This is a genomic window from Bradyrhizobium sp. LeoB3 (assembly GCF_055456055.1).
Genome location: NZ_JBVBEF010000040.1, coordinates 20,868 through 46,646 on the forward strand (window position 1 = coordinate 20,868; position 25,779 = coordinate 46,646).

Genomic DNA, 25,779 nt, shown 5'->3' on the forward strand with positions numbered 1-25,779 from the left:
GAGCGTCCAATCGGTCGTAAAGTCGTTTGCTGTTAAGTCGCGCGAATATCAAATTTCGCGCTGATGGGCACGCGATTAATGGCGACCTTTATGGGGTCGCTCATACCGACGGCCTGGGGTCCGTCTCGCGCCGGCGCCACCGCCGCGCGAACCGGGTCAGCGCGGCATCAACCTGGGCATCCGTCACCCGCGTCGACGGCCAGCGGTAGATCAGGGCATAGGCGAGCCAGATCACCAGGTAGGTCACAATGCCGGCAATCGCGACATCGGTGAAGAAATGCCCGCCAAAGGCCATCCGCAGGGCGCTGGTGGCGATGCCGAACACGGTCGCCGCCGCAAACGCCAGGGCGCGCCATTGCGGCGGCGCCAGCGCTGCCGGCGCATAGGTCCAGAACGCAGTCGCCCCCTCGCCGGAGAAGAACGAGCAGTTGCGGCCGCAGGTACCGCGCGGATCCCACCACGGCACGAAGCTCTTGTCGCCGGCAAACTCGGTCACCGCTACCGGTCGCGGCCGGCCCCAATAGGTTTTGAAGGTGAAGTTGGTGAGGACGCCGGCGGAGAGCAGCAGCGTCACCAGGAGAAACGTCGCGGCGCGGCCCGAGATCAGCATCGGCCGGTCGGGCCGGATCATCTTGACGACGAACGCAGCGATCGCGGGCAGCGCAAATCCCCATGCGATCCACATCGCCGCATCGCGCGCAAATGACGCGACGGCGTTCAGCTTCAGCGGAAAGGTTTTTTGCGCGGCATCGTAGAACAGCGCACCGAGCTTCAGGTCGAGTTCGGGAAAGAGCCCGAACAGCAGCCCGATCACGACCGCAAGCCCCAGCGCGATGAAAAGTCCGGTCCGGTTCATGGCGCGCGGTTTACCCGAGGCGGCGGGATGTGGAAACCCCGAATTCAACCGTCATTGCGAGGAGCGATAGCGACGAAGCAATCCACCTCTCCGCACGCGCGGCTGCATGGATTGCTTCGCGGAGCCTGTCGTCGGGCGGCGCTTCGCGCCGACCCGGTGGCTCGCAATGACGGCTCCATTCACGGCTGCGGCCGCGATTGTGACGGCAGTGGCGGGGGCGGCGGCAATTTGCGCGGCGGCTCGCGCCAGGCGCCGGCGGTGCGGCCCGCAATCAGCCAGTACACCAGACCCGCGACGATGCCGGCGCCGGTCATGATCTCGAGATGGCGATGCACGATGCCCTCGAACCGGAACGTATCGGGGTCGAACGGAACCAGGCCGAGATAACAGGCGGCCCCGACGATCGCGCCGCCGATCGCATAGCTCAGCGCGCCCCGGACATTGAAGGCTTCCGTGATCAGCACCACGATCAGCGCCGGCAGCAGCGCGAATCCGGAAATGAAGATGAAGCCGAAGCCGAGCACGATGTTGATGGCGTTCTGATCGATCTGACCGGTGCCGATATCGCTCAGCTCGGGATAAAGCACTGCGACGACGATGATCATGCCCGCCACCAGACAGGAGGCAAGGAAAGCGAACAGGATCAGGAAGACGCGGCCGATCAGCGCCATGGCTTCATTCCACCGTCAGACCGCACCCGCGATACGAATCTCTGCCGTCATGCCCGGGCTTCCACGCCTGCCTCGAAGCTTCGGAAAGACGTGGATGGCCGGGACGAGCCCGGCCATGACGAGTTTCGGTGCATGGATCGTCTCAATCCGTCATCGCCATTGCGCGCAGCGCCTGGCGCTCGCGGGCGGAGAGTTTTTCGGTCTCCGATTTCAACTGGCCGCAGGCGGCGAGGATGTCGCGGCCGCGCGGGGTGCGCACCGGCGAGGAATAGCCGGCGTTGAAGATATATTCGGAGAACTTCTCGATCTGCTCCCAATCCGAGCATTCGTAACGCGTGCCCGGCCAGGGATTGAACGGGATCAGGTTGATCTTCGCCGGAATGCCCTTCAGCAGCTTCACCAGCAGCTTGGCGTCATCGAGCGAATCATTGATGCCCTTCAGCATCACATATTCGAAGGTGATGCGCCGCGCGTTGGAGGCCCCGGGATAGTCGCGGCAGGCCTGCAGCAATTCCTGAATCGGAAATTTGCGGTTGAGCGGCACCAATTCGTTGCGCAACTCGTCGCGCACGGCATGCAGCGAGATCGCGAGCATGACGCCGATCTCCTCGCCGGTGCGGATGATGTTCGGCACCACGCCCGAGGTCGACAGCGTGATGCGGCGGCGGGAGATGCCGATGCCTTCGTTGTCAGCAACGATGAGCAACGCATCGCGCACCGCATCGAAATTGTAGAGCGGCTCGCCCATGCCCATCATCACGACGTTGGTGACGAGGCGGCCGCCGCTCTCGCGGTCGGCCCAATCGTTCAACCGATCCCGCGCCACCATCACCTGGCCGACGATCTCGCCGGCCGTGAGGTTACGCACCAGGCGCTGCGTGCCAGTGTGGCAGAAGGCGCAATTCAGCGTGCAGCCGACCTGCGAGGAGACGCAGAGCGTGCCGCGGTCAGTCTCGGGGATATAGACGCATTCGACTTCATGCGGCTTCTCAAGATCGTTGCCGCTCGGCAGCCGCAACAGCCATTTGCGGGTGCCATCGTTCGATATCTGCTCGGCGACCACTTCGGGCCGGTCGACGGTAAAATGCTTCTCCAGCTCGCTGCGCATCTCCTTCGAGACGTTGGTCATCTCGGCAAAGCTCTTGGCGCCGCGGAAATAGATCCAGTGCCAGAGCTGCTGGGTGCGCATCTTGCGTTGCGAAGCCGGCACGCCGATCTCGCCGAGCCGCTCGGCGATCTCCGCGCGCGACAGCCCGATCAGCGACGGCTTGGCCGGCGGCACATAGGTCTCGAGCGGAACTTTCTCCACGAGCGCGGTGCTGGCGCGATCGCTCTGGCTGGTGAGGGTGTCGGTCATGAAACATCAAATAGGCCTTCCAGCAGGCGCTGGAAAGGCGGGAAATGCGCGGATTTCAGGCTGAATTAGCGCCTGCAGTCCTGCGCCAGCCGATCGAGCGCCTGCGACAGGCCCTTGAGCGAGAACGTGTCCGTCGTCTCGGTGCCCTTGGCCGAGACGCCTTTCACGGTCAGGTCCGCAGCCTTGCGCATGGCTTCGACCATGCGCTCTTCTTCTGCGGCGTTCTTGATCCAGAGCCCGTCGCCCTGGGTGTACATCGCATACGACCCGCCGCCGACTTCGAGCGTCGATTCCGACCCGGGCTTCAGGGTGTAGCCGATCATGATCGAGACTTCGTTGATGACCTTTTCCGCCGGACGGGTCGAGACGAAGGCGTAGGCCGGATCGCGCGGGCGATTCGGCGGATTGGTCTTCGACGACGACGGTTTTGCCAGCGCAAAACACACCTTCTTGCCGTTCGGAGTCGCGGTATAGGCGCCCCAGGTGCCGAACTGGCCAATCAGGGTCGGTTCGGCGCCCCCGGCCGCGGCAGCCGCAGCAGCGCCCTCCGGCTTGGCCGGGGCCGCAGACTTTGCCGCGCCCTTGGTGGCCGCCTTGGGGGAACCGCCCTGCGCCATGGCAAGGGAAGTCGTCCCGCAAAGCAGGGCTCCTGCAACCAGAGATGTCAGTATTTGCCGCACGGACAACTGGTTCCCCTATCATTGTGACTGGAAGATGGCCCAACCGGCGTCGTCCCCGGCGCGATGCAATAGCCGGAAAAGGCCTTTTTGGGAAGGTAGTTAGGGGCGTGGCGCGCGGTTCCGCCGCATTAACTTTTGGTACGCGAGGCGCGCTGCTGTTCCCATTGCGCGTCGGTCCAATGCAGGAGGTCCTCCGCCCCGGAGCTGCGCAAATGCGCCCCGCCGTCCTGCACCACCATCTCGCCATTGATGTAGCCGGCCTGGTCGGAGATCAGGAAACTCGCGAGGTTGGCGAGCTCGCCGTGCTCGCCGGGACGGCCCAGCGGGTTGCGGTGCGCCCAGCTCTCCTCGCGCCCTTCGGGCCGGAGCTGGCCGGTTGCTCCCGGCGTCGGAAATGCGCCCGGCGCGATCGCGACAGTGCGGATGCCCTTTGGCCCCCATTCCACGGCAAGGCTCTTGGTCATCGCAAGCACCGCCGACTTCGCCATCGCGGACGGCACCGTGAAGGCGCGCCCGGTGATCGTCGAGGTCGAGAGGATCGAGAGGATGACGCCTTTGTGCCCGCTCTCGATCCACCGCTTGCCGGCGGCAAGCGTGCAATACATCGTGCCGTGCAGCGTCGGCGCCAGGATCGCGTCCGCGGCACGGAATGAGAGATGCTCAGTCTGTGCAATGAAGGTTGCCGCCGCGTTGTTGACGAGCACGTCGATCGGCGCTTCCTGCCAGATCGCGTCCATCATCGCATCCACCGCCGCGCCGTCGCGGATGTCGCATGTGATTGTAGTGACCTTGGCGCCGAGATCGTCGCGCAATCTCGTCGCCGTGTGCTGCAGTAATTCCGTCCTGCGGCCACAGATGATCAGTTCGGCGCCGAGCTCGGCAAAGCGTCGCCCCATCGCTGCGCCAAGCCCGGAGCCGCCGCCGGTGACGAGGATCCGCTTGTGCGCCAGCAGGCTCTTTTCAAACATTGTTTGATCCCTCCGCATTGTATTGTCGCCCGGCTTCAAATCCGGCATGAAGCGAGCAATCCTTCTGTGTCCGAAAATCAGGTGCATCCATGAAAGCCATTCTCTGCACGGAATATTGCCAACCCGACGATCTCGTGCTGGCTGACGTGCCCGATCCCGTGGCCGGACCGGGCGAAGCGGTGATCGCGATCAAAGCCGCGGCCCTGAATTTCTTCGACATCCTGATGATCCAGGGCAAGTACCAGATCAAGCCGCCGTTCCCGTTCTCGCCCGCGGCGGAAGTCGCCGGCGTGATCGAGAGCGTCGGTGACGGCGTCACTGATCTCAAGCCCGGCGATCGCGTGGTCGCCTCCTGCGGCCACAATGGCGCGCGCGAGAAGATCGCGCTGCCGGCGAATTCGATCGTGAAGATTCCCGACAATCTCGACTTCGATCGCGCCGCCGGGATCATCATCATCTACGGCACCGCCCTGCACGCGCTGGAAGATCGCGCGAGCCCGAAGCCGGGCGAGACGCTGGCCGTGCTTGGCGCCGCCGGCGGCACTGGGCTTGCGGCCTGCGAGCTCGGCAAGCTGATGGGCCTGAAGGTGATCGCCTGCGCTTCCTCGGACGAGAAGCTTGAGTTTGCCAAGCAGCATGGCGCCGAGCTGACGCTCAATTACGCCAAGGAAGATCTGAAAGAGGGCCTGAAGGCGCTGACCGGCGGCAAGGGCGTCGACATCATCTTCGATCCCGTCGGCGGGACCTACGCCGAAGCTGCGCTCCGCGCCATCGCCTGGGAAGGCCGCTTTCTGGTCATCGGCTTTGCCGCGGGCGACATTCCGAAGATGCCGCTCAACCTTGCGCTGCTCAAAGGCTGCGATATCCGCGGCGTGTTCTGGGGCGCGTGGACGCGGCTCAACCCCGAGAAGAACCGCAAGAACCTGCAGAAGCTCGTGCAGTGGACCGCCGAAGGAAAAATCTCTTCGCATGTCGATCGCACCTTCCCGCTGTCGCAAACGGCGGAAGCACTGAAGGTGCTCGCCGGCCGCAAGGCGATGGGCAAGGTGATCCTGCATCCATAAAGAGGCGACACGCGCGTGAGTTGTGGCGCCGTCCAGGCGCCGCGCTCTCCTATTACGGAATCACGCGCACTTACCCCGTGCCCCCAATTCATTTAACTATGTGAATTAACTGACCGGGTTAGTTCCGAATGCGGAACTTATTCCCAAAATTACCATTTTTAATTTAGTGAATAAGGCATTTTTGCCATAATCGAACCAAAATAAGTCCTAATTCGCGCAGGTCAGGGCCGTTTTTTGGGCTCATTCGCAGTGCGTAAGTTCCCGCTAGCGGGCACTCGGGGAAAGCCGACAAGAAGCAAGAGACAACCAGAGATGCCCCATGCGTTGCGTATTGTGTAACGGGAAGCGTCAAAATGGTGGATATTTCATCACGCGTCACGCCGAGACAGGCGCATGACGTAGATATCGATGATCCTGAGCTGGCAGAGTATCGCTACCAGCGGTCGTATCGATCGGATACCGACATCGACACAGACGAGCCCGCCCCGCTGTTCCTGTCATACCCTCTCGACGAGGACAGCGGTGCGAAATATCGGCGAGGTTCTCTCGAACGTTCGCTCGGCCGCTCGTTGCTCACGAGCGGTCTTCTCATCGCTGCCGCCGCAGCGGCGGCTGTCCTGCTGGTTTCGCTGGACGTCACGCATAACATCACGGCCACCGCCAAGACGTGGCTGCTCGGCACCTCGCAGGTGCAGGCGCGAACCGTCATGGCGAGGCTCCCGCAACCCATGAGCGAGCCTGTACCGCCACCATCGACCAATTCAGGTCCGCCGTCGCGCGAGCAAATCACGGCCGCGTATCAGGAGGCGATCAAGGGCGGCCAAGCCGTGGTCCGGTCGGTGGCACCGCCATCTGGCGCTCAACCGGCACCATCTGCCGCTCCACCCGCACCGCCCCCCGCAGCGCAAGCGGCACCGCCCGCTGCGCCGCAGGTAAGACAGGTCAGTCCCGACGAGCTCAGCGCCCTCATGAAGCGCGCGAACAGCCTGCTTGCGATCGGCGATATCGCAGCCGCACGGTTGCTGCTCGAGCGCGCCGCCGATGCGCAGGAAGCCGACGCGGCGCTGCTGCTGGCCCGGACCTACGATCCCCTGGTGCTGGGAACGAAGGATGCGCGCGCCATCACGCCCGATCCGGCTCAGGCGCGGATCTGGTACCGCCGGGCGGCCGAGCTTGGCTCGCAACACGCCCAGCAACGTCTCACACAAATGCAAGATTGAACCTTTTTGGGGTAGCACATGCTGCGATTGTTTGGAGTGGCGTTATTCGCCCTGACGATGATTTGTGGCCCGACAGTACGGGCTGAGGAAACCGAATATGATCCGGCCAAGGTCAGCGACAGCCTGAGGGCCATCTTCCAGTTCGGCTCGGCCGCCACCAAGCAGAACCTGAACGCCAACACGGTGACGCTGATCACGGGCACGATCGGCGGCACCTACGTCCAGTTCGGCGCCGACCTCGCTTCCGTGCTCGACGACGGCAACAAGTTGCGCGTACTGCCGATCGTCGGGCGCGGCTCCGTGCAGAGCGTCGCCGATATCCTGTTCCTGCAGGGCGTCGATCTCGGCATCGTCCGCGCGGACACGCTCGACTATCTCGAAAGAAAGGGCTTTGCGAAGGACATCAAGAGGCAGTTCGCCTATGTGACCAAGCTCTATAACGAGGAGATGCATGTCGTCGCGCCGAAGACGATCAAGACCCTGAAGGATCTCGACGGCAGGATCGTCAGTGTCGACCTGCCCAATGGCGGCACCTTCGTCACCGCGCTGACGGTGTTCGAGCGGCTCGGGATGAAGGCGAAATTCCTCTACATCGAGCAGCGCATCGCAATGGAGAAATTGAAGGCCGGTGAAATCGACGCCGTGATCGTGACCGGCGGCAAGCCGTACAAATCCGTCAGCACATTCAACAATGACGGCCGCTTCCATCTCGTCACCGTCGACTATGACAAGCCGCTGCAGAACGACTATCTGCCGGCGACGCTCACCTCGAAGGATTATCCGAACCTGATTTCGGATCAGGAGCGCGTCGACACCATCGCCGTTCCTGCCGTGCTCGCGGCCTATAATTGGGCGCCGAACACCGAGCGCTCGCGCAAGCTGGCGCTGTTCGTGGACGCTTTCTTCACGAAATTCCCGGCCTTCCAGAATCCGCCGTTCCATCCGAAGTGGAAGGAGGTCTCGCTGGCTGCACCGCTGCCCGACTGGACCCGGCTGCCGTCGGCCAAGCAATGGCTCGAGAAGCACAGCGTGGAAGCGGTGACGCGCAGTCGTTTCGATGAGTTCCTGAAGCAATCGCCGGGCGCAGCCAAGCTGCAGACGGACGCCGACAAGGAGGCGCTGTTCAAGCAGTTCCAGGCCTGGGAAGCGGAGAACAATGCCCGCGCGCAGGTGCGCACAGGCGAGAAGCGCTAGATGTCTTGTTTGAGCATGACCTCTGCGCAAACGCTTCGCGTTTGTCGCGGGAAAACCGGTGCCCACTTTTCCGGGTCATGCTCTAGCTCTGCACCTCTTCAGCCGTCTCGATGCCGCGCTTCAGCGCGGCACGGGCGGCTTCGCGGTGCTCCGGCGTGATGTGGCTTGCGACCATGCGGATCGCGGTCGCCAGGATCGCAGCATCATCGGTGAAGCCGAGAACCGGCATCACGTCCGGCACGAAGTCGAACGGCAGGACGAAATAGGCGATGGCGCCAAGCAGCGCCGCCTGCACATGGCGCGGCGTCTCTTTGTCGAAGGCGCAATAATAGGCCGCCAGTAGATCTTCGGCGAAAGGCAGTTTCGCCGCCACCCGCTTCAACTTGATCCAGAAACGCCGTCGCACGCTCTCGCGGTCCTGCGCCAGCCGATCGGCCGGCTCGAAACCGACAGTGTGTTCGGATGATGTCATCGGAAGAAGCTCCCTCGGACCACAGCCGCCAAACGGTCCCGCGACCCATGACGCAAAAGGTGGGGACCTCCCGCCTGCCCTGCAAGATCATCCAAGGAGAAGTCGCCTCTCTCAGCCAGCCTGCTTCGCGATCGCCTCCATCGCCCTGGCCAATTCGATGTCGCGCGCCGTGACGCCGCCGGCGTCATGGGTTGCGAGCACCACATCGACCGTCTTGTAGACGTTCCTCCATTCCGGGTGATGGTCGCGTTTCTCCGCGATCAGCGCGACGCGCGCCATGAAGCCGAAGGCCTCGTTGAAATCCCTGAACGTGAAAGTCTTGGCGATCGCCTCACGTCCCGGCACCTCGGACCAGCCGGATAGTTCCTTCAGCGCCGATTTCCGCGCCTCCGCCGATAACCGTCCTGCCATGGCAAATCTCCACTTCACTCGTTCACACCCTAACACCGGCAGCCACCAGCGGGATCCATGCTCACGACGCGGCCGCAAAGCGCGTCCTATCGCCGCTGGTAACCATGACGGGATTGTAACCTAGCTGCTGCCGGAATTTTGTTACAATGCAAAGGATAAACGCGTCGGCGGGATGACCCAGAACCTCAAACGGCTGTTTGCGCGATCGATGACCGAGCCTGACTTCGTCGCCGCTCCAGCTTCGCCTCCGCCGCGTTCGGCGCGGCGTCGGCTGAGTTTCGTGATGATTGCCGGCGCGCTTGCCATCATCGGCGCACTGGCCGCCGGCTATTACTTCGCGATGCGGCCGGTGAACTTGAAAATCGCGGTCGGACCGGCCAACAGTGACGACCTCAAAGTGGTCCACGCGCTCGCCCAAGCCTACAACCATGGCAACAGCCAAATCCGGCTGCGTCTGATCCAGACGGACGGCGCGGTAGCGAGCGCCGAGGCGCTGGTCGGCGGCAAGGCCGACCTCGCCATTATCCGCGGCGATCTGGATGTCCCCAAGAATGCGCAGGCGGTGGCGACGCTGCGCAAGAATGTGGTGGCGATCTGGGTGCCGCCGCAGGGCAAAGGCAGGGGCAGCAAAGCCGCGCCAAAAATCACCAAGATCGCGCAGCTCGCCGGCCACCGCGTCGGTGTCGTCGGCCGCACGCCCGCCAACGTCAACCTCTTGAAGGTGATCCTGCAGCAATATGGCGTCGACCCCGCCAAGGTGGAGATCGTCCAGTTTCCCGCCAATGAGACGGCCGAGACCATCAAGGGCCAGAAAGCGGACGCCTATCTCGCCGCCGGACCCGTCAACAGCAAGATCACAACCGACGCGATCGCGGCTTCGACCCGCGGCACGCCGACCTTCCTCGCCATCGACGCGGCGGAAGCGATCGCGCAGAACCATCCCGCCTATGAAGCCTCGCAAATCCCCGCCGGCTCGCTCGGCGGCGTCGACCGCCCTGCGGACGAGGTCAAGACCATCAGCTTCTCGCACCATATCGTGGCGCGCAGGGGCATTTCCGAATCGACCATCGCCATCTTCACCCGACAGCTGTTCTCGATCCGGCAGTCGCTGAAGAACGATTTCCCGCCGGCCGCCAGGATCGAGACGCCGGACACCGACAAGGACGCCACGATTCCCGTGCACCCTGGCGCTGCGGCTTTCGTCGATGGCGACGAGAAGACCTTCCTCGACCGCTACAGCGATTACATCTGGTGGGGGCTGATGCTGGTCTCCGCAATGGGTTCGGCCGGCGCCTGGTTTGCCGGCTACCTGAAGAAGGACGAACGCAGCATCAACACGTCGCAGCGCGACCGGCTGCTCGACATGCTCGCTGCCGCGCGCCACAGCGATTCGATGGAAGAACTCGACCAGATGCAGGCCGAAGCCGACAACATCCTGCGCGAAGCGCTGATCTGTTTCGAGCACGGCGGAATCGAGCAGGGCACGCTGACCGCCTTCAACATCGCGCTCGAGCAATTCCACAACGCGGTCACCGACCGCAAGCTGCTGTTGATCAGCATGCCGCAAAACCTGCAGCGCGCCAGCGCGCAATTCCGCGCGGCAGGGACCGCTTAGCCACGGCGGGACGCAATCGGGTTCGCTTCAGTTCCCTGTTTGCGGGGCACGCGACCTCTCTTCCGTCATTCCGGGATCCGCCGAAGGCGCAGGCCCGGAATCCATCCGGCCGCAAACGATGTGGATGAATGGATTCCGGGCTCACGCTTCGCGTGCCCCGGAATGACGGCTAGAGGCCGTAATCGCTTCGTCATAGAATCCTTCTAGGTCTGTTGCGACATTTCGGCGCATCCGGTGCCGGACCGACGGAGGCTTGCCATGACGATCAGGATTTCCCGCCGAAAGTTCCTCTCTTCAGCCGCTGTCGGCGCCGGCGTCATCGCGATGCCCCACCTCTCCCGCGCCGCCGACCGGCCGGCCGTCACCCATGGCGTGCAGTCCGGCGACGTCGGAGTTGACGGCGGCGTGGTCTGGGCGCGCGCCGACCGGCCGTCGCAGATGATGGTCGAGGTCGCGACCACCGAATCCTTCAAGGACGCGCGCGCACTGCCGCCGATCGCGGCCCTGCCCGAAAGCGATTTCACCGCCAAGATGCTCCTGGAAAACCTGCCCGCAGGCCAGGACATCTTCTACCGCGTACGCTTCCGCGACCTCGCCCATGTCAACGTCCTCGGCGAGCCCGTAACCGGCCGCTTCCGCACCGCGCCCGCCGACCGGCGCGATGTCAGCTTTGTCTGGGGCGGCGACGTCGCCGGCCAGGGTTGGGGCATCAATCCCGACGATAACGGCATGTTCACCTTCGCCACCATGGCCAAATACAAGCCGGATTTCTTCCTGCATTCCGGCGACACCATCTATGCCGACGGCGTCATTCCGTCCGAGGTGAAACTCGCCGACGGCAAGCTGTGGAAGAACCTCACCATCCCGGAGAAGGCCAAGGTCGCCGAGACGCTCGACGAGTACCGCGCGGCGCACAAGTACAACCTGCTCGACGAGCATGTGCGCGGCTTCAATGCAGAAGTGCCGATCTTCGTGCAATGGGACGACCACGAGGTCACCAACAACTGGTCGCTGTCGAAACAGCTTCCTGCCGCCTACAAGGAGCGCGACATCAACGTGCTGGCGGCGCGTGCGGCGCGCGCCTTCCACGAGATGTATCCGATGCGCGAAAGCATCGTCGAGCCGGGCCGCGTCTATCGCACGCTCAGCTACGGACCGCATCTCGACGTATTCATGCTGGACGAGCGCAGCTATCGCGGACCCAACGGGCCAAACCAGCAGACCAGCTACGGCCCCGATGCTTATTTCCTCGGCCCGGACCAACTCGCCTGGCTGAAGCGCGGACTGCTCAACTCGCGCGCCACCTGGAAGGTGATCGCCTCTGACATGCCGCTCAGCCTCATCGTCTATGACGATGCGGCCAACAGCAAAGGCTCCGAAGCGTTCGCGCAAGGAGACGGCCCGGCGCGCGGCCGCGAGCTCGAGATCGCCGAGATCCTGCGTTTCATCAAGACCGCCGGGATCGTCAACACCGTGTGGCTGACCGCCGACGTGCACTACGCCGCCGCGCACTACTACAATCCGAACAAGGCGCAGTTCCAGGACTTCGACCCGTTCTGGGAATTCGTCTCCGGCCCGCTGCATGCCGGCACTTTCGGCCCCAACGAGCTCGACAACACGTTTGGACCCGAGGTGAAGTTCATCAAGGCGCCCGGAGCCGACAAGCAGAACCTGCCGCCATCGGCGGGCATGCAGTTCTTCGGCCACGTCAAGATCGACGGCGCGACCGGACAGATGACAGTAACCTTGCGCGACCGCGCCGACGTCGCGCTGTGGTCGACCACGCTCGACCCGAAGCCGGTGTAACATCGTAACGTAGTGACGTAACGTAGCCCGGATGGAGCGCAATCCGGGACGGTCTATCCGCGAACCCAGGACCCCGGATTGCGCTGCGCTTCATCCGGGCTACGAATCCGAAACCCGCATTCGCAGCGCTGCTTCCAGCGCTTCGGTCGAGCATGGCTTGACCAGGCGCGGCTTGCCGGCCAGCGCAGCGGGAAGCTGGACGTCAGCGCCATAGCCGGTGACGAAGAGATAGGGGATCCGTAGCGCGTCGAGCTCCTCGGCGAGCGCAAAGGTGTTCTCGCGGGCCAGCACGACATCCAGCAGCGCGAAGTCGGGCCGGCGATAGGCGATCATCTGAAGTGCTCGCGCGACACTGGTCGCTGTCCGCACCGTCTTCACCCCGAAGCCGAGGATCGTATCCTCGAAATCGATGGCGATGATCGGGTCGTCCTCGACGATCAACACGTCGGAAGGCATGCGGCTGAAGAGGGCCGGTTTCATATGCGCGCCAGGTCCTGTTTTGAGGCATTGATCTGATGGTCCGGACATGAGCCGCCAGTCGGCACGCTGCCGGCGCCTCTGAAGCACACCGGCGGTTCCCGCATTGAAACCACCACACTGCGGTCCCGGCGTCTGTTCACTTGTGCACACAACAGGAGGAACGGGTTGACTATCGTCGCGGTTGGTGAGGGGGAGACCCGATGCTTCAACAACGCAGCCAACCGGACAGAGCTGACCGGCCCTTTAACAACCTGTTGCGCCGTCTGAGCGACGCCGATTATGGGCTGATCGCACCGCACCTCGCGCGCGCCGAGGCCAATGCCAACGACCTGCTTTACAGCCCCGGCGACGACGTCGAGACCGTGTATTTTCCCTGCGGGCCCGGCCTCGTCTCCTACCTCGTGACCAACGAGGACGGCCGCGACGTCGAGACCATTCTGGTCGGCCGCGAGGGTGCTGTCGGTGGCATCGTCAGCCAGGGATCTCTTCCCGCCTACACCCGCATCATCGTCAAATTCGGCGGGCCGTTCGCGCGGATGACGGTCGGCAGGCTGGAAGCGGCCAAGCTGAAATCGCCGTCGATCCGCAACGTCTTCGCGCGCTACGCCGATTGCATGCTGGCGCAGATCTTTCAGTCGACGGCCTGTAACGCGATCCACTCGATCGAGCAGCGCACCGCCAAATGGATCATCTCGGCGATGGAGCGCACCAATGGCGATGGCGCTGTGCCGCTCACGCATGAGCAGCTCGCCACCCTGCTGGGGGTGGGCCGCAGCTATGCCAGCCGCGTGATTCAGTCCTTCAAGGCCGAAGGCGTGCTGGAGACGCGCCGCGGCGCGATCCTGGTCCGCAACCTCGACCTCCTGCGCCTCCGCTCCTGCCTGTGCAACGAGGCCGTCAAGGACCACTTTGAGGAAGTGCTCCGTGGGGTCTATCCGAGCGAGGAAAAGGAAGCCGGATAGGCATCATGAAATCAGGCTGAATTGCATCCCCGGCCACGGTGCGCCCCCTCTCCCGCTCGCGGGGAGGTGAAGGAGGACCCCAAAGGGGTTCCAAAAACGGCGGGTACCCGGCAAACAACGCATTGTTTTTTGACGGTTTCTGACTATATTGCGGCGCAAACGCGCAAGCTTTGCCCGGTCCCTTTTGGCCGGGCTTGCTTTTTGAGGCGAGCCGCGCCCCGCGAGATTTCAAAGGTTTGAGTGTGATCCGGACCCGGAGGGGCCGTAGTTGCCAAAGATCGATCCCGGCTTTCCGGCGAGATCGCTCAAGACCTGTGCACGACTGAAAAGCAGAGCCATGAATCTTCGTAACGTCGCCATCATCGCCCACGTCGACCACGGCAAGACCACCCTGGTGGACCGCCTGCTGCAGCAATCCGGTACGTTCCGCGAGAATCAGAAGGTCGCCGAACGCGCCATGGATTCCAACGATCTCGAGCGCGAGCGCGGGATCACCATCCTGGCCAAGGCCGCCTCGGTGCAGTGGAAGGACATCCGCATCAACATCGTCGATACCCCCGGCCACGCCGATTTCGGCGGCGAGGTCGAGCGCATCCTCAACATGGTGGACGGTGCGCTGGTGCTGGTGGATGCCGCCGAAGGCCCGCTGCCGCAGACCAAGTTCGTGGTCTCCAAGGCGCTCAAGGTCGGCTTGAAGCCGATCGTCGTCATCAACAAGGTCGACCGCCCCGACGCGCGACCGACGGAAGTCATCAACGAAGTGTTCGATCTGTTCGCGGCGCTCGATGCCAGCGAGGAGCAGCTCGATTTCCCGATCCTGTACGGCTCGGCCAAGCAGGGCTGGATGGCGGAGAGTCCGGAAGGCCCGAAGGAAGCAGGGATGCAGCCGCTGTTCGATCTCATCGTGCGGCACGTCGCGCCGCCGAAGGTCGAGGAAGGCCCGTTCCGCATGATCGGCACCATCCTCGAGGCCAATCCCTATCTGGGGCGGATCATCACCGGCCGCATCACCTCCGGCATCGTCAAGCCGAACCAGGCTGTGAAAGTGCTGAATGCGGAAGGCAAGCTGGTCGAGCAGGGACGCGTGTCAAAGATCCTGGCGTTTCGCGGAATCGAGCGCACACCGCTCGATGAAGCTGAAGCCGGCGACATCGTCGCCATTGCCGGCCTCACCAAGGGCACCGTCGCCGATACGTTCTGCGATCCCACCGTCGAGACGCCGCTGCTGGCGCAGCCGATCGATCCGCCGACGGTGTCGATGTCCTTCATCGTCAACAACTCCCCGCTCGCAGGCACCGAAGGCGACAAGGTGACGAGCCGCATGATCCGCGATCGCCTGATGCGCGAGGCCGAAGGCAATGTCGCGCTGCGCGTCATCGAAGCCGCCGACAAGGACTCGATGGAAGTCTCCGGCCGTGGCGAATTGCAGCTCGCGATCCTGATCGAGACCATGCGCCGCGAAGGTTTTGAGCTCTCGGTGTCGCGTCCGCGCGTCGTGTTCAAGAAGGACGAGGCGACGGGCCAGGCGCTGGAGCCGATCGAGGAAGTCGTGATCGACGTCGACGAGGAGCATTCCGGCGTCGTCGTGCAGAAGATGAGCGAGCGCAAGGCCGAGATGATCGAGATGCGCCCGTCCGGCGGCAACCGGCTCCGGCTCGTGTTCTACGCGCCGACCCGCGGCTTGATCGGCTATCAGGGTGAACTGCTCACTGACACCCGCGGCACCGCGATCATGAACCGCCTGTTCCACGGCTATGCGCCCTACAAGGGCGAGATCCAGGGCCGTCGCAATGGCGTCCTGATCTCCAACGATCAGGGCGAGGCCGTCGCCTATGCCATGTTCAAGCTGGAAGATCGCGGCCCGATGATGATCGAGCCGGGCTGGAAGGTCTACAAGGGCATGATCGTCGGCGAGCACACCCGCGACAACGATCTCGAGATCAATGTGCTGAAGGGCAAGCAGCTCACCAACATCCGCACCACCTCCAAGGACGAAGCGGTGCGCCTGACCCCGCCGATCCGGATGACCCTGGAAAAGGCGCTGGCCTATATCGAGGACGACGAGCTCGTCGAAGTGACGCCGAAGTCGATCCGCCTGCGCAAGAAGCACCTCGATCCAAACGACCGCAAGCGCGCCGAAAAGGCCAAGGAAGCGGTGGCTTAACCTCTCGCTCTACAAGGGAACCGTCATGGCCGGGCTTGTCCCGGCCATCCACGTCTTCGATACTGGGAACCAAGAGCGTGGATGCCCGGGACATCTGCGCGAAGACGCGCTTCGCGCTTTTGCCCCGGCATGACGATGAAGTGGACGACCCGATGTCCCTCCCCTCCTCAGTCGATGTCGTCATCATCGGCGCTGGCGCAGCCGGCCTTGGCGCAGCCAATGCGCTGAAGGATTCCGGCCTGTCGGTGGTAGTGCTGGAAGCGCGCGACCGCCTCGGCGGGCGGGCGCATACGGTCCAGGCCGCGCCCGATGTGGTGTTCGACGTCGGCTGCGGCTGGCTGCATTCGGCGGACAAGAACAGTTTCGTCGCCGTCGCCGAACAACTGAATTTCGAGATCAACAAGACCTTGCCGCCCTGGCGCGAGCGCGCCTATGGCAAGGCGTTCCCGCAAGCCGATCGCGACGATTTCATGCGTTCGCTCGATGAATTCTACGAGCGCGCTTGGAAGGCCGCGCAAAAGGGCGAGGACGCGCCTGCGAATCGTTATCTCGAGCCGGGTAATCGCTGGAATCCGATGATCGATGCGATCTCCACCTATGTGAACGGCTGCGAGCTCGATCAGGTCTCGATCCTCGACATGGAGGCCTATGAGGACACCAACATCAATTGGCGCGTGCGGCGCGGCTATGGCGCGCTGGTCGCCGCATATGGTGCCTCATGTCCCGTCGCGCTCAATTGCAATGTCACGCTGATCGACCATTCCGGAAAACGCCTGCGCCTCGAAACGTCGCTGGGCACCCTTGCGGCCGACCATGTGATCGTGACCGTGCCGACCAATTTGATCGCGGATGAAGCGATCCGCTTCTCGCCCGCGCTGCCGGCAAAGGTCGACGCCGCGCGCGGACTGCCGCTCGGCGTCGACGACAAGGTGGTGCTGGCGCTGGCGCTCGCGGACGCGGACGCATTTCCGAAGGAAGGCAATTTGCGCGGCGCCACCATGCGCACCGAAATGGGCACCTATCACATCCGTCCGTTCGGCCAGCCCTGCATTGAGGGCTTTTTCGGCGGCCGGTTCGCAAAAGAGCTGGAAGATGCCGGCGACGGCGCCTTTGCCGCGCACAGCATCGACGAAATCGCGGGCTTTCTCGGCAATGACATCCGGCGCAAGCTGACGCCGCTTGCGGAATCCCGCTGGGCGCGCGACCCATTCGCCCGCGGCGCCTATTCGCACGCGCTCCCCGGCCATGCCGGCAAACGCGCCGTGCTGGCCGCGCCCGTCGATGGACGATTGTTCTTCGCGGGTGAAGCGACCTCGCCGAACTTCTTCTCCACCGCACATGGCGCGCGCGACTCCGGCGAGCGCGCGGCACAGGAAGTGCTGGCTTCAAAGGCGAAGCGCTAACCGCTTTCCAGTCATCGCGAGCAGCGTAGCCCGGTGGAGCCAACGGGTCGCGTGAACGCGCGCGCGATGACAGGCTCCGCGCAACACGGGACATCTCCATCCGCCTTGCGAGCGGCCCCGGGTTACGCTGACGCTCCACCCGGGCTACGAGGCTGTGGTTATGGGTCGCTGCTTTCGCACGGACGACAGTCGTAGGATGGGTAGAGCGCAGCGAAACCCATCATTCAATCACCCGCGTCCGCATCTCGGCATCCGGCACAAAGCAAGTCTCGTATTTGCCGAAAATGCGATAGCGATTGCGTGCCACGAGATTGTAGACGGCGTCGCGCAGCGGCTTCGGCACCGCGAACAGTGCTCGCGTCCAGCGCCAGCCCGGCAGGTGGCTCAGCACCGTGAGCGCGGCGTCGGATTTGAAATACGCGACACCGCCATGCACGACGGCGTTGGTGTCAGGATCAGCAGGATCGATGCCGAATGCCCGCGCCAGCCGCGTGCCATAGCCCGATTGGACCGGCGTGAAGCGGAAGCGGCGGTCCGCGTCGCGCGCGATGACGAAGCGGACCCAGCGCGAGCAGAAGATGCAGACGCCGTCATAGAGGATCACGTCATCGTCCGGCCAGAGTCGCATTCTGTTTCCAGTTGACGCATTCTTGCGCGACGACGAAGCGAGCGTCATGGTTTAGCCCGAGCAGCACGCCGCGCTCTCAGCGCGCGGTCGATGTCTGCCGCGGCGAGCTTAACGCCATTCTCGCTTTCGGGCAGCCAATGGCCTTCGCCGCCATAGGCCGGCAGCACGTAAAAATCCACCCGCCCGCCGGCCTCGCGAAAGGCATCGGCGAGCTGCCGCGACAGCGCCGGCGAGAAATAACTGTCATTGGCGGCAACGAGCCATGTCACCGGCACCTTCGCACTTCGGCCGAACTCGGCCGCGGAAGCGAGCAGGGTGTACGGCGCGCAAACCTGGTCCGGAAAATCATTGGCGCGGCCGCCGCGCCCCGGCGCGAAGGCGATGATCGCCAAGATGCCATTTGGGCTCTCGGCGGCAAGCGCCAGCGCACCCCAGCCGCCGGCGGAATGGCCGATGACGACAGCGTGATCCTTCCGGATGAAAGGCTGATCGCTGAGGTAATCGAGTGCGAACCTGATCTGCCCGGCGGTCGCCCGAGCCGCGCGTGAATAATTCGCCTCGTCGCAGCCGCCCTGGTCTTCCAGGTATGTTCCGCCTGTTGCGCCATGGCCGAGCCGCTCCGGCACCAGCACGGCAAAGCCGCGTGCGACCAGAAACCCGGCCAGGGCGCGGTATTCGGGCTGCGGCATCTGCGCCCGGCGCAGCACATTCTGCGTCGTGGCGTGCGCGATCAAGGCCAGCGGAAACGGCCCTGCGCCCGGTGGGCGAAACAGCAAGGCGCGCACCGGCCGTGCGGGATCGGGTGACGGCACCAGCCATTGCTGCCGCCGGCTCGGCTCGCCCTCCTCGCCTTGCGCCCCCAGGATGGGTTGCGCCAGAGCTGCCTCGGAGCCGAGCGCCGCGGCAACAAGCAGCGCGAAAATCACTTTAAGTGAATGCATTCTTGGCCTGATGCGACCATGCTGGGCAAAACCGGATACGCCGAAAGACGATCTCGCGAATCAACCCCGGCGCAGTTTTTCACGACACGCCTGCTGACCATATGTCATCGGCGTGACGCCAGCCTGCCCCCGCATCACGAACTGGCCGATTGAAGTTCGCACTGTCCTCTTTCGGTACAAGTCGTTCGAAAACTGATGCAAAAAATCCACAGGTTAACCGATAATTAACGATAGAGCTTGAAGGCGGCGCGCCGACTTGCTTTGATTGGATCATGAGCACAACCCTGATAGAGGTCCGGCCGGCCAAGGTTGCGGATGCAGCCGCGGTGGCGGCTACGCATGACGAAGCCTGGCGTTCAGCCTATCAGGGCATCATCCCCGGCGCCGAACTGGAAAAGCTGATCAACCGGCGCGGTCCGCACTGGTGGGACAGCGCGATTCGCAAGGGCAGCCGCGTCAGCGTGCTGGTGTTCGGGGACAAGATCGCAGGCTACGCCAATTACGGTCGTAACCGCGCCCGCAGCCTGCACTTCGAAGGCGAGATCTACGAGCTCTATCTGCGGCCGGAATTCCAGGGCCTCGGCTTCGGCCGCCGCCTGTTCAACGCCGCCCGCCGCGACCTCGCGCAGAGCGGGCTGAAGAGCATGGTGGTCTGGGCGCTGTCGGATAACGACCCGGCCACGGAGTTTTATCGCGCGCTCGGCGGCCGCATGGTGGCGCGCTCCTCCGAAAGGTTCGGGCCGAAATCGCTCGACAAGGTCGCTTTTGCCTGGACCAACTGAGGCTGCGAGCGTCTCCGGGACGGCGCCACGGGCGCGCGTCAACCAATAGCCCAAAAATCCATCATTTTTCCTCGAAAGTTAGATGGATGGGCGGGCCCAGCCCGCGTATGACAGCAGCAATCACTGGTCCTGCCCGGCGCACCCGCGTTGGCAATCACGGAGTTCTCTATGCGTATTGATGCGGTATCGATCGGAGTGAATCCGCCGCATGACGTCAACGTCATCATCGAAGTGCCGGTCGGCGGCGAGCCGATCAAATATGAAATGGACAAGGAAGCCGGCACGCTGGTGGTCGACCGTTTCCTCTATACGCCGATGCGCTATCCCGGCAATTACGGCTTCATCCCGCACACGCTGTCCGACGACGGCGACCCCTGCGACGTCCTGATCGTCAACACCCGCGCCATCGTGCCCGGCGCGGTGATGAGCGTGCGCCCGGTCGGCGTGCTCCTGATGGAAGACGAAGCCGGCGGTGACGAAAAGATCCTCGCAGTGCCCTCGTCAAAGCTCACCCAGCGCTACGACAAGGTGAAGAACTACAGCGACCTTCCCCAGATCACGCTGGACCAGATCCAGCATTTCTTCGAACACTACAAGGATCTCGAAAAGAACAAGTGGGTGAAGGTGCTGCGCTGGGGCGATGCGGAAGAAGCGCGCAGGCTGATCACCGAAGGGATCGCACGCGCGAAGAAATAAATAGCCGCGTCCCGTACGCGCAGTGCGGCGCCTCCGGGGCATGAAAGTGTCGAGGGGGAACGATTGCGCCGGCTCATCAAGATCATCGGCAAGGCCGTGCTGCTCCTGGTTGCAGCAGCGCTCGTCCTTGCCGGTGTGCTCGCCTTCAATGTCTTCAGCCGCGGCTCGCGGCAGCTCCAGGTCGCGGCCATCCCGCGCGCGGCCGTTGATGCGGAAGCCGCCGCCACCCGGCTGGCCGAGGCAATCCGCTTCAGGACCATCTCGAGCTTCGAAAAGCCCGAACAGCATGCCCCGGCGTTGCGCGGCATGCAGGCCCATATCGAGAAAAGCTTCCCGGCGTTTCATGCCGCCGCCAAGCGCGAGGTCATCGCCGGCCTGAGCCTGCTCTACACCTGGGAAGGCAGCGATCCGAGGGCACAGCCGATCGCCCTGCTCGCGCATCAGGACGTGGTGCCGGTCGCGCCCGGCACCGACAAGGACTGGCAGCAGCCGCCCTATGACGGCGTGATCGCCGACGGATTCATCTGGGGCCGTGGCTCCTGGGACGACAAGGGTAACCTCTATGCGATGCTGGAGGCCGCCGAGACGCTCGCAAAAGCCGGCTTTCAGCCGAAGCGGACGATCTATTTCGCCTTCGGCCACGATGAGGAGGTCGCGGGCACGCGCGGCGCCAAGGCGATCGCCGCGACGCTCGCCTCGCGCGGGATCAAGCTCGACTTCGTGCTCGACGAAGGCCTGTTGATCACCGACGGCATCATGAAGGGGCTTGCCAGGCAAGCTGCCCTGATCGGCGTGGCCGAAAAAGGCTATGCCACGCTGGTGCTGTCGGCGCAGGCGACGCCCGGCCACTCCTCGATGCCGCCGCGCGAGACCGCGATCGGCATGATGAGCGCGGCGCTGGTCAAGCTTGCGGATCACCGCCTGCCGATGCAAATCCGCGCCACGGTGTCGGAGATGTTCGACACGCTGGCGCCCGAGATGAGCGGCGCCAACCGCGTGATCCTGTCGAATCTCTGGCTGTTCAAGCCACTGCTCCTGCGCGAGTTCGAGAAGACCGGACCGACAGAAGCGATGGTTCGCACCACCACCGCGCTCACCATCTTCAATGCCGGCGACAAGGACAATGTGCTGCCCGGCCGCGCCGAGGCCACCGTCAACTTCCGGCTGCTTCCCGGCGACACCCAGGCAAGCGTGACTGATCACGTCAGCTCCACCGTCGGCAACGATCGCATCTCGATCAAGCAGTTTCCCGGCAATACCGATCCGCCATCGGTGACCGGCACAGCCAGCGCGTCCTACCAGACGCTCAACCGCACCATCCGCGAGATCTATCCCGACGTCATCGTCGCGCCCGGCCTGATGATCGCCGCAACCGATTCGCGGCACTATGCCGGGATCGCCGACAACATCTTCCGCTTCTCTCCGGTGCGCGCCAACAGCGACGACCTGAAGCGCTTCCACGGCACCAATGAGCGCCTCAGCATCGAGGGCTACGCCGACATGATTCGGTTCTATCGGCGATTCATCGAGAACAGCGCGGGATAAGCACCCAGCCGTCATTCCGGGGCGCGCGGAGCGCGAGCTCTGATGTGCAATTGCACATCAGAGAATCCATCGGGCCGCAGGCGCCAGTGGAGCAATGGATTCCGGGCTCGTCCTTCGGACGCCCCGGAATGACAGGGTTGGCCTAAACCCCCGGCGCTGGCAGGCCGGCGATCGCGCAAGCGGCGCGGAGCGTGTTCACCAACAGGCAGGCCACCGTCATCTGCCCGACGCCGCCCGGCACCGGCGTGATCGCGCCGGCGACGCTCAGCGCCTCCTGATAGGCGACATCGCCGACCAGACGCGGCTTTCCGCCCTCTACGGGGATGCGGTTGATGCCGACATCGATCACGGTCGCGCCCGGCTTGATCCAGTCGCCGCGCACCATCTCGGGCCTGCCGACCGCCGCATAGAGCAGGTCGGCGCTAGCGGCGAGCTTCGGCAGGTCGCGCGAGCGCGAATGCGCGATCGTCACCGTCGCATTTTCGTTCAGCAGCAACTGCACCAGCGGCCGGCCGACCAGGTTGGAGCGGCCAATCACCAGCGCATTCATGCCTTCGAGCGAGGCATGCACGCTCTTGGTCAGGATGATGCAGCCGAGCGGCGTGCAGGGCGACAGCGCGGCGAAGCCGCCAGCGAGCCGCCCGGCATTGTTCGGATGCAGGCCATCGACGTCCTTGGCCGGATCGATGGCATTGATGATGGTTTCGGTGTGAATGGATTTCGGCAGCGGCAGTTGCACCAGGATGCCGTGCACCGCCGGGTCGCGGTTGAGCTTGCCGATCAGCGCCAGCAGATCGGCCCGTGCGACATCGGCCGGCAGCTTGTGCTCGAACGAGGCCATGCCGGCGGCCTGGGTCTGCGTGTGCTTGCTGCGGACATAGACTTCGCTCGCGGGATCGTTGCCGACCAGGACCACAGCCAGCCCCGGCACCAGCCCGTGTTCGCGCTTGACGCGGGCAACCTCCTCCGCGACGCGTGCGCGGAGGTCGGCTGCAATGGCTTTTCCGTCGATGATGTGAGCCGTCATCTCAATCCTTCGCGTTGGGTGCAGTCAGTTGGCGCAAGGTGTCACCGAGCTGCCGTGGATCGCCTTCGATCGCCACCTGTTTGAGCCGCGAGGTGGCGCCCGAGAGGATCTTCACCCGCCCCTTGGGCACGCCCAGCGCCTTGGCAAGCAGGCCCACTACCGCCCGATTGGCCTCGCCGCCGTCGGCGATGGCGCGGACCCGGACCTTCAGCACATTACGGCCGTCGGACAGCGTCTCGATCCCATCGATGTCGTCGCGGCCGCCGCGGGGCGTCACGCGGAGTGCGACGCTGATGCCACCGGTGGAATAGCGCCAAGGGAGATCTGCCAAGGATCGGTCACCGGCCGAAGGGCGCTCAGATCACGTTGGGATAGACGTAGTACATGATCACCCGCTCGATGAACATGATGAGCAGAATGACGATGATCGGCGAGATATCGAGCCCGCCCAGATTCGGCATGATCTTCCGGATCGGCGCCAGCACAGGTTCCGTGATCCGGTACAGGAACTCGGCCACCGCTGATACGAACTGGTTGCGCGTGTTCACGACATTGAACGCGACCAGCCACGACAGGATCGCAGCGGCGATCAGGAGCCAGACATAGAGGTCAAGGACAATGATGACGATGTCGAGGATGGCGCGCATGTGGTGGGGGCTCGCGGGTGGGACAACGAGCTAAATATCGGTTCGCCCCTGCACAAACAAGGGAACTTCCGGATCAACGTGGCCAAAAACCGGGCGTTTACTGTTCTTGACTTGGGCTTGGGCGGGACGGTAAATGGCGCCGATTGCCGGCCGCACTGCTCAGCACGGACCGGTCTGGACGGGGCCATAGCTCAGCTGGGAGAGCGCATCGTTCGCAATGATGAGGTCGGCGGTTCGATCCCGCCTGGCTCCACCACGCTTCGCCCTTCGGGCTACGCGTGGCGCAGCCGCGCAGAGCCCGAGGGGTGAAGCGTGGTGCCCGGCATAGCCCGAAGGGCGACGACGGGCTTTTCTCCGCAACCCACCTGCCTACGAAAGCCTGGATTGCGCCGTTACCCCGCGCGCACCCCCTACTCCGCCGCCTCCGACATCACCGCCATCGGCACGCGCGCCAGCCAATCGTCGATGAAATGCTTCAGCCATGCCCGCTCGACCGCGTCGTAGACGGCGCGGTCGGCGAAATGCTGATGGCGTGGGCGGGCGCCGGGCGAATCCAGGCGGTCGCCGCCGCGCGTGGTCCAGCAATGCATCATCGCGTAGGTGACATCAGGATGGAACTGCAAGCCGAAGGCGTGTCCGTATCTGAACGCCTGCACCGGAAAGTCGCCGCCCTCGGCGAGAAGCTCGGCGCCGTCAGGCAATTCGAATCCCTCGCGGTGCCAGTGGTAGACCTGCTGCGGCCAATAGGGGCAAAGCGCGCGGCCTGCTTCGGTCGGGCGGATCGGATAATAGCCGATCTCGGCGCGGCCTTCCGGATGCGGCGCGACGCTGGCGCCGAGCTGTTTGGCGAGCATCTGAGCCCCCAAGCAAATGCCGAGAAACGGCCGTTGCTCGCGCAGCGGAATTTCGATCCAGTCGATCTCCCGCCGCACAAAATCATCGCCATCATTGGCGCTCATCGGGCCGCCGAAGATGATGGCGCCCGCATGCTCATCCAGTGTCTCGGGAAGCGCATCGCCGAACCGCGGGCGGCGGATATCCAGGGGATGGCCGAGCGCGCGCAAGGCGTTGCCGACGCGGCCGGGCTTGGAAGTCTCCTGGTGCAGGACGATCAGGACCGGCAGCAGGGAGGCAGGTCCGGTTGGGGTGACGGCTGCGCGCCTTCCATCGAGGAAAGGCAGCACGACATTGGCTTTTTCAGATCGTGACGACATCGACCTCAAGCGGCATGCAGCAAGCTGGCAGCATGCCTAAGCAATTCTTAATTTCGGGTGAGTTCACGCCAACTCATCGAAAATTTTAAAGCAAATCGCGGGCCAGATTGGAGCCCTTTGGTTTGCGTCAGCGCCGACGTAGCTGGAAACCGCCGACCGCCGTCAGGATGAATGACCGCGGGAAAAATCGGAGCAGCAGTGGCACCACCTTGATGAAGAGGCCGGGCAGCACCGCCCGCTTGTTTGCCATCAAGCCACCATAGGCCTGCCGCGCGACCTCCGCCGGCGAGACATTGAGGATCGCGGAATCAAATCCGGGTGCGAAGCCGGCGCGGGCCTGGAATTCCGTCGGCACCGGCCCCGGACAGACCAGGGTGACACGGACGCCGTGCGGCTCGAGCTCCTTGCGCAGCGCCTCCGTGAACGACAGCACATAGGCCTTGGAAGCGTAATAGACCGCCATGCCCGGCCCCGGCAGGAAGCCCGCGATCGAACCAACATTGAGGATGCCGCCGCGATGGCGGATCAGCGAATCGGCAAATCGCAGCGACAGATCGGTCAGCGCGCGGATGTTGACGTTGATGATGTTGAGCTGGTCGGCCCGGTCGCGCTTGTTCGCGTAGCCGAACACGCCGAAGCCGGCATTGTTGACGACATATTCGACCTCGACGCCGGCCTCGGCCAGCGCGGCGGCGATCTTGTCCCCGGCATCTGGCTGCTCGAGGTCGCACGGAATCACGATCGGCGCTGCACCACCCTTGCCAGCGATTTCACTGGCGAGCGCCGTGAGGCGATCGGCGCGGCGCGCCACCAACGCCACACGATGACCGTTGGATGCGAAAACACGCGCCAGCTCGGCGCCTATACCCGCCGATGCACCGGTAATCAGCGTCACACACTCGGTCACGATCGAATGCTCTTAATGAATCACAGGGCCCGTTACGAACGGCCGAACGAGAGCATAGGCTTGTGGTCG

26 protein-coding genes and 1 tRNA gene are annotated in these 25,779 nt (G+C 63.9%); 12 read left to right on the plus strand and 15 right to left on the minus strand.

Translation table 11 applies throughout. From position 1 onward, the window contains the following. Positions 1-100 precede the first annotated feature (100 nt). The 5 genes from ACZXDY_RS24020 to ACZXDY_RS24040 all read right to left on the minus strand — a co-directional run bounded on the left by ACZXDY_RS24020 (position 101) and on the right by ACZXDY_RS24040 (position 4,532). Entirely contained in the window at positions 101-856 is a 756-nt protein-coding gene (locus ACZXDY_RS24020) for a phosphatase PAP2 family protein (protein ID WP_028165171.1), read from the minus strand. A gap of 179 nt (positions 857-1,035) precedes the next feature. Continuing rightward, on the minus strand, positions 1,036-1,527 hold the full coding sequence (locus ACZXDY_RS24025) for a hypothetical protein (protein ID WP_456644728.1): 492 nt from the start codon (positions 1,525-1,527) through the stop codon (positions 1,036-1,038). A gap of 142 nt (positions 1,528-1,669) precedes the next feature. Then, on the minus strand, positions 1,670-2,884 hold the full coding sequence (gene rlmN, locus ACZXDY_RS24030; protein WP_464347198.1) for a dual-specificity RNA methyltransferase RlmN: 1,215 nt from the start codon (positions 2,882-2,884) through the stop codon (positions 1,670-1,672). A 65-nt stretch (positions 2,885-2,949) separates the two neighbouring features. Beyond that, on the minus strand, positions 2,950-3,501 hold the full coding sequence (locus tag ACZXDY_RS24035) for an invasion associated locus B family protein (RefSeq protein WP_409334772.1): 552 nt from the start codon (positions 3,499-3,501) through the stop codon (positions 2,950-2,952). 191 nt (positions 3,502-3,692) lie between these two features. Beyond that, positions 3,693-4,532, minus strand: coding sequence for an SDR family oxidoreductase (locus ACZXDY_RS24040; RefSeq protein ID WP_464347199.1), 840 nt, complete (start codon positions 4,530-4,532; stop codon positions 3,693-3,695). A gap of 89 nt (positions 4,533-4,621) precedes the next feature. Here ACZXDY_RS24040 and ACZXDY_RS24045 point away from each other — a divergent pair, with 89 nt between their 5' ends. The 3 genes from ACZXDY_RS24045 to ACZXDY_RS24055 all read left to right on the plus strand — a co-directional run bounded on the left by ACZXDY_RS24045 (position 4,622) and on the right by ACZXDY_RS24055 (position 8,010). Beyond that, positions 4,622-5,596, plus strand: a complete 975-nt coding sequence (locus ACZXDY_RS24045; RefSeq protein WP_130227337.1) for an NADPH:quinone oxidoreductase family protein — start codon at positions 4,622-4,624, stop codon at positions 5,594-5,596. Between the two features lie 353 nt (positions 5,597-5,949). After that, the gene (locus ACZXDY_RS24050) at positions 5,950-6,816 is read left to right on the plus strand and encodes a hypothetical protein (RefSeq protein WP_464347200.1); all 867 of its coding nucleotides are present in this window, start codon (positions 5,950-5,952) and stop codon (positions 6,814-6,816) included. Positions 6,817-6,834: 18 nt separating this feature from the next. Then, positions 6,835-8,010 (plus strand): TAXI family TRAP transporter solute-binding subunit, encoded by a 1,176-nt coding sequence (locus tag ACZXDY_RS24055; RefSeq protein ID WP_464347201.1) that lies wholly within the window; start codon positions 6,835-6,837, stop codon positions 8,008-8,010. An 82-nt stretch (positions 8,011-8,092) separates the two neighbouring features. Here the strand turns inward: ACZXDY_RS24055 and ACZXDY_RS24060 are convergent, their stop codons facing one another. Further along, a complete protein-coding gene (locus ACZXDY_RS24060; protein ID WP_028165178.1) occupies positions 8,093-8,482 on the minus strand; it encodes a YkvA family protein in 390 nt (129 codons plus the stop codon). A gap of 111 nt (positions 8,483-8,593) precedes the next feature. After that, entirely contained in the window at positions 8,594-8,893 is a 300-nt protein-coding gene (locus ACZXDY_RS24065; RefSeq protein WP_028165179.1) for a 4a-hydroxytetrahydrobiopterin dehydratase, read from the minus strand. Positions 8,894-9,065: 172 nt separating this feature from the next. Here ACZXDY_RS24065 and ACZXDY_RS24070 point away from each other — a divergent pair, with 172 nt between their 5' ends. Then, positions 9,066-10,508: a TAXI family TRAP transporter solute-binding subunit gene (locus ACZXDY_RS24070; protein ID WP_464347202.1), complete on the plus strand. Its 1,443-nt coding sequence runs from the start codon at positions 9,066-9,068 to the stop codon at positions 10,506-10,508. Between the two features lie 258 nt (positions 10,509-10,766). Continuing rightward, positions 10,767-12,314: an alkaline phosphatase D family protein gene (locus ACZXDY_RS24075; protein ID WP_464347203.1), complete on the plus strand. Its 1,548-nt coding sequence runs from the start codon at positions 10,767-10,769 to the stop codon at positions 12,312-12,314. Positions 12,315-12,413: 99 nt separating this feature from the next. On the opposite strand, the gene ACZXDY_RS24080 is transcribed toward ACZXDY_RS24075, so the two are convergent. After that, entirely contained in the window at positions 12,414-12,794 is a 381-nt protein-coding gene (locus ACZXDY_RS24080) for a response regulator (protein WP_464347204.1), read from the minus strand. A gap of 200 nt (positions 12,795-12,994) precedes the next feature. Here ACZXDY_RS24080 and ACZXDY_RS24085 point away from each other — a divergent pair, with 200 nt between their 5' ends. From ACZXDY_RS24085 to ACZXDY_RS24095, 3 genes are all read left to right on the plus strand, one after another. Then, on the plus strand, positions 12,995-13,756 hold the full coding sequence (locus ACZXDY_RS24085; RefSeq protein WP_028165183.1) for a Crp/Fnr family transcriptional regulator: 762 nt from the start codon (positions 12,995-12,997) through the stop codon (positions 13,754-13,756). A gap of 337 nt (positions 13,757-14,093) precedes the next feature. Beyond that, a complete protein-coding gene (typA, locus tag ACZXDY_RS24090) occupies positions 14,094-15,920 on the plus strand; it encodes a translational GTPase TypA (RefSeq protein ID WP_028165184.1) in 1,827 nt (608 codons plus the stop codon). A gap of 152 nt (positions 15,921-16,072) precedes the next feature. Further along, positions 16,073-17,323, plus strand: a complete 1,251-nt coding sequence (locus ACZXDY_RS24095) for a flavin monoamine oxidase family protein (RefSeq protein WP_464347205.1) — start codon at positions 16,073-16,075, stop codon at positions 17,321-17,323. A gap of 220 nt (positions 17,324-17,543) precedes the next feature. On the opposite strand, the gene ACZXDY_RS24100 is transcribed toward ACZXDY_RS24095, so the two are convergent. Both ACZXDY_RS24100 and ACZXDY_RS24105 read right to left on the minus strand, forming a co-directional pair. Beyond that, positions 17,544-17,951 carry a thiol-disulfide oxidoreductase DCC family protein gene (locus ACZXDY_RS24100; RefSeq protein WP_464347206.1) on the minus strand — a complete coding sequence of 136 codons (408 nt, stop codon included), beginning with the start codon at positions 17,949-17,951 and terminating at the stop codon, positions 17,544-17,546. A gap of 44 nt (positions 17,952-17,995) precedes the next feature. Beyond that, the gene (locus tag ACZXDY_RS24105) at positions 17,996-18,892 is read right to left on the minus strand and encodes an alpha/beta hydrolase family protein (RefSeq protein WP_464347207.1); all 897 of its coding nucleotides are present in this window, start codon (positions 18,890-18,892) and stop codon (positions 17,996-17,998) included. Between the two features lie 272 nt (positions 18,893-19,164). Between ACZXDY_RS24105 and ACZXDY_RS24110 the strand changes: the two genes are divergently transcribed. From ACZXDY_RS24110 to ACZXDY_RS24120, 3 genes are all read left to right on the plus strand, one after another. Further along, on the plus strand, positions 19,165-19,674 hold the full coding sequence (locus ACZXDY_RS24110) for a GNAT family N-acetyltransferase (RefSeq protein ID WP_028165189.1): 510 nt from the start codon (positions 19,165-19,167) through the stop codon (positions 19,672-19,674). 168 nt (positions 19,675-19,842) lie between these two features. Further along, complete coding sequence (gene ppa, locus ACZXDY_RS24115; RefSeq protein ID WP_464347208.1) at positions 19,843-20,370, plus strand: inorganic diphosphatase; 528 nt, start codon at positions 19,843-19,845, stop codon at positions 20,368-20,370. Between the two features lie 63 nt (positions 20,371-20,433). Continuing rightward, positions 20,434-21,915, plus strand: a complete 1,482-nt coding sequence (locus ACZXDY_RS24120; RefSeq protein WP_464347209.1) for a M20 family peptidase — start codon at positions 20,434-20,436, stop codon at positions 21,913-21,915. A 142-nt stretch (positions 21,916-22,057) separates the two neighbouring features. On the opposite strand, the gene ACZXDY_RS24125 is transcribed toward ACZXDY_RS24120, so the two are convergent. The 3 genes from ACZXDY_RS24125 to ACZXDY_RS24135 are packed head-to-tail and all read right to left on the minus strand — an operon-like array spanning position 22,058 to position 23,589. Next, a complete protein-coding gene (locus ACZXDY_RS24125; protein WP_464347210.1) occupies positions 22,058-22,942 on the minus strand; it encodes a bifunctional methylenetetrahydrofolate dehydrogenase/methenyltetrahydrofolate cyclohydrolase in 885 nt (294 codons plus the stop codon). Position 22,943: 1 nt separating this feature from the next. Further along, positions 22,944-23,273, minus strand: a complete 330-nt coding sequence (locus tag ACZXDY_RS24130; protein ID WP_464347211.1) for a DUF167 domain-containing protein — start codon at positions 23,271-23,273, stop codon at positions 22,944-22,946. A gap of 25 nt (positions 23,274-23,298) precedes the next feature. Continuing rightward, positions 23,299-23,589, minus strand: coding sequence for a YggT family protein (locus tag ACZXDY_RS24135; protein WP_028165194.1), 291 nt, complete (start codon positions 23,587-23,589; stop codon positions 23,299-23,301). 180 nt (positions 23,590-23,769) lie between these two features. On the opposite strand from ACZXDY_RS24135, the gene ACZXDY_RS24140 reads away from it, so the two are divergent. Continuing rightward, positions 23,770-23,845: transfer RNA gene (locus ACZXDY_RS24140), tRNA-Ala, on the plus strand. A gap of 154 nt (positions 23,846-23,999) precedes the next feature. Here the strand turns inward: ACZXDY_RS24140 and ACZXDY_RS24145 are convergent. Both ACZXDY_RS24145 and ACZXDY_RS24150 read right to left on the minus strand, forming a co-directional pair. Then, entirely contained in the window at positions 24,000-24,803 is an 804-nt protein-coding gene (locus tag ACZXDY_RS24145; RefSeq protein WP_464347212.1) for a glutamine amidotransferase, read from the minus strand. 127 nt (positions 24,804-24,930) lie between these two features. After that, positions 24,931-25,710 carry an SDR family NAD(P)-dependent oxidoreductase gene (locus tag ACZXDY_RS24150; protein ID WP_464347213.1) on the minus strand — a complete coding sequence of 260 codons (780 nt, stop codon included), beginning with the start codon at positions 25,708-25,710 and terminating at the stop codon, positions 24,931-24,933. Positions 25,711-25,779 lie beyond the last annotated feature (69 nt).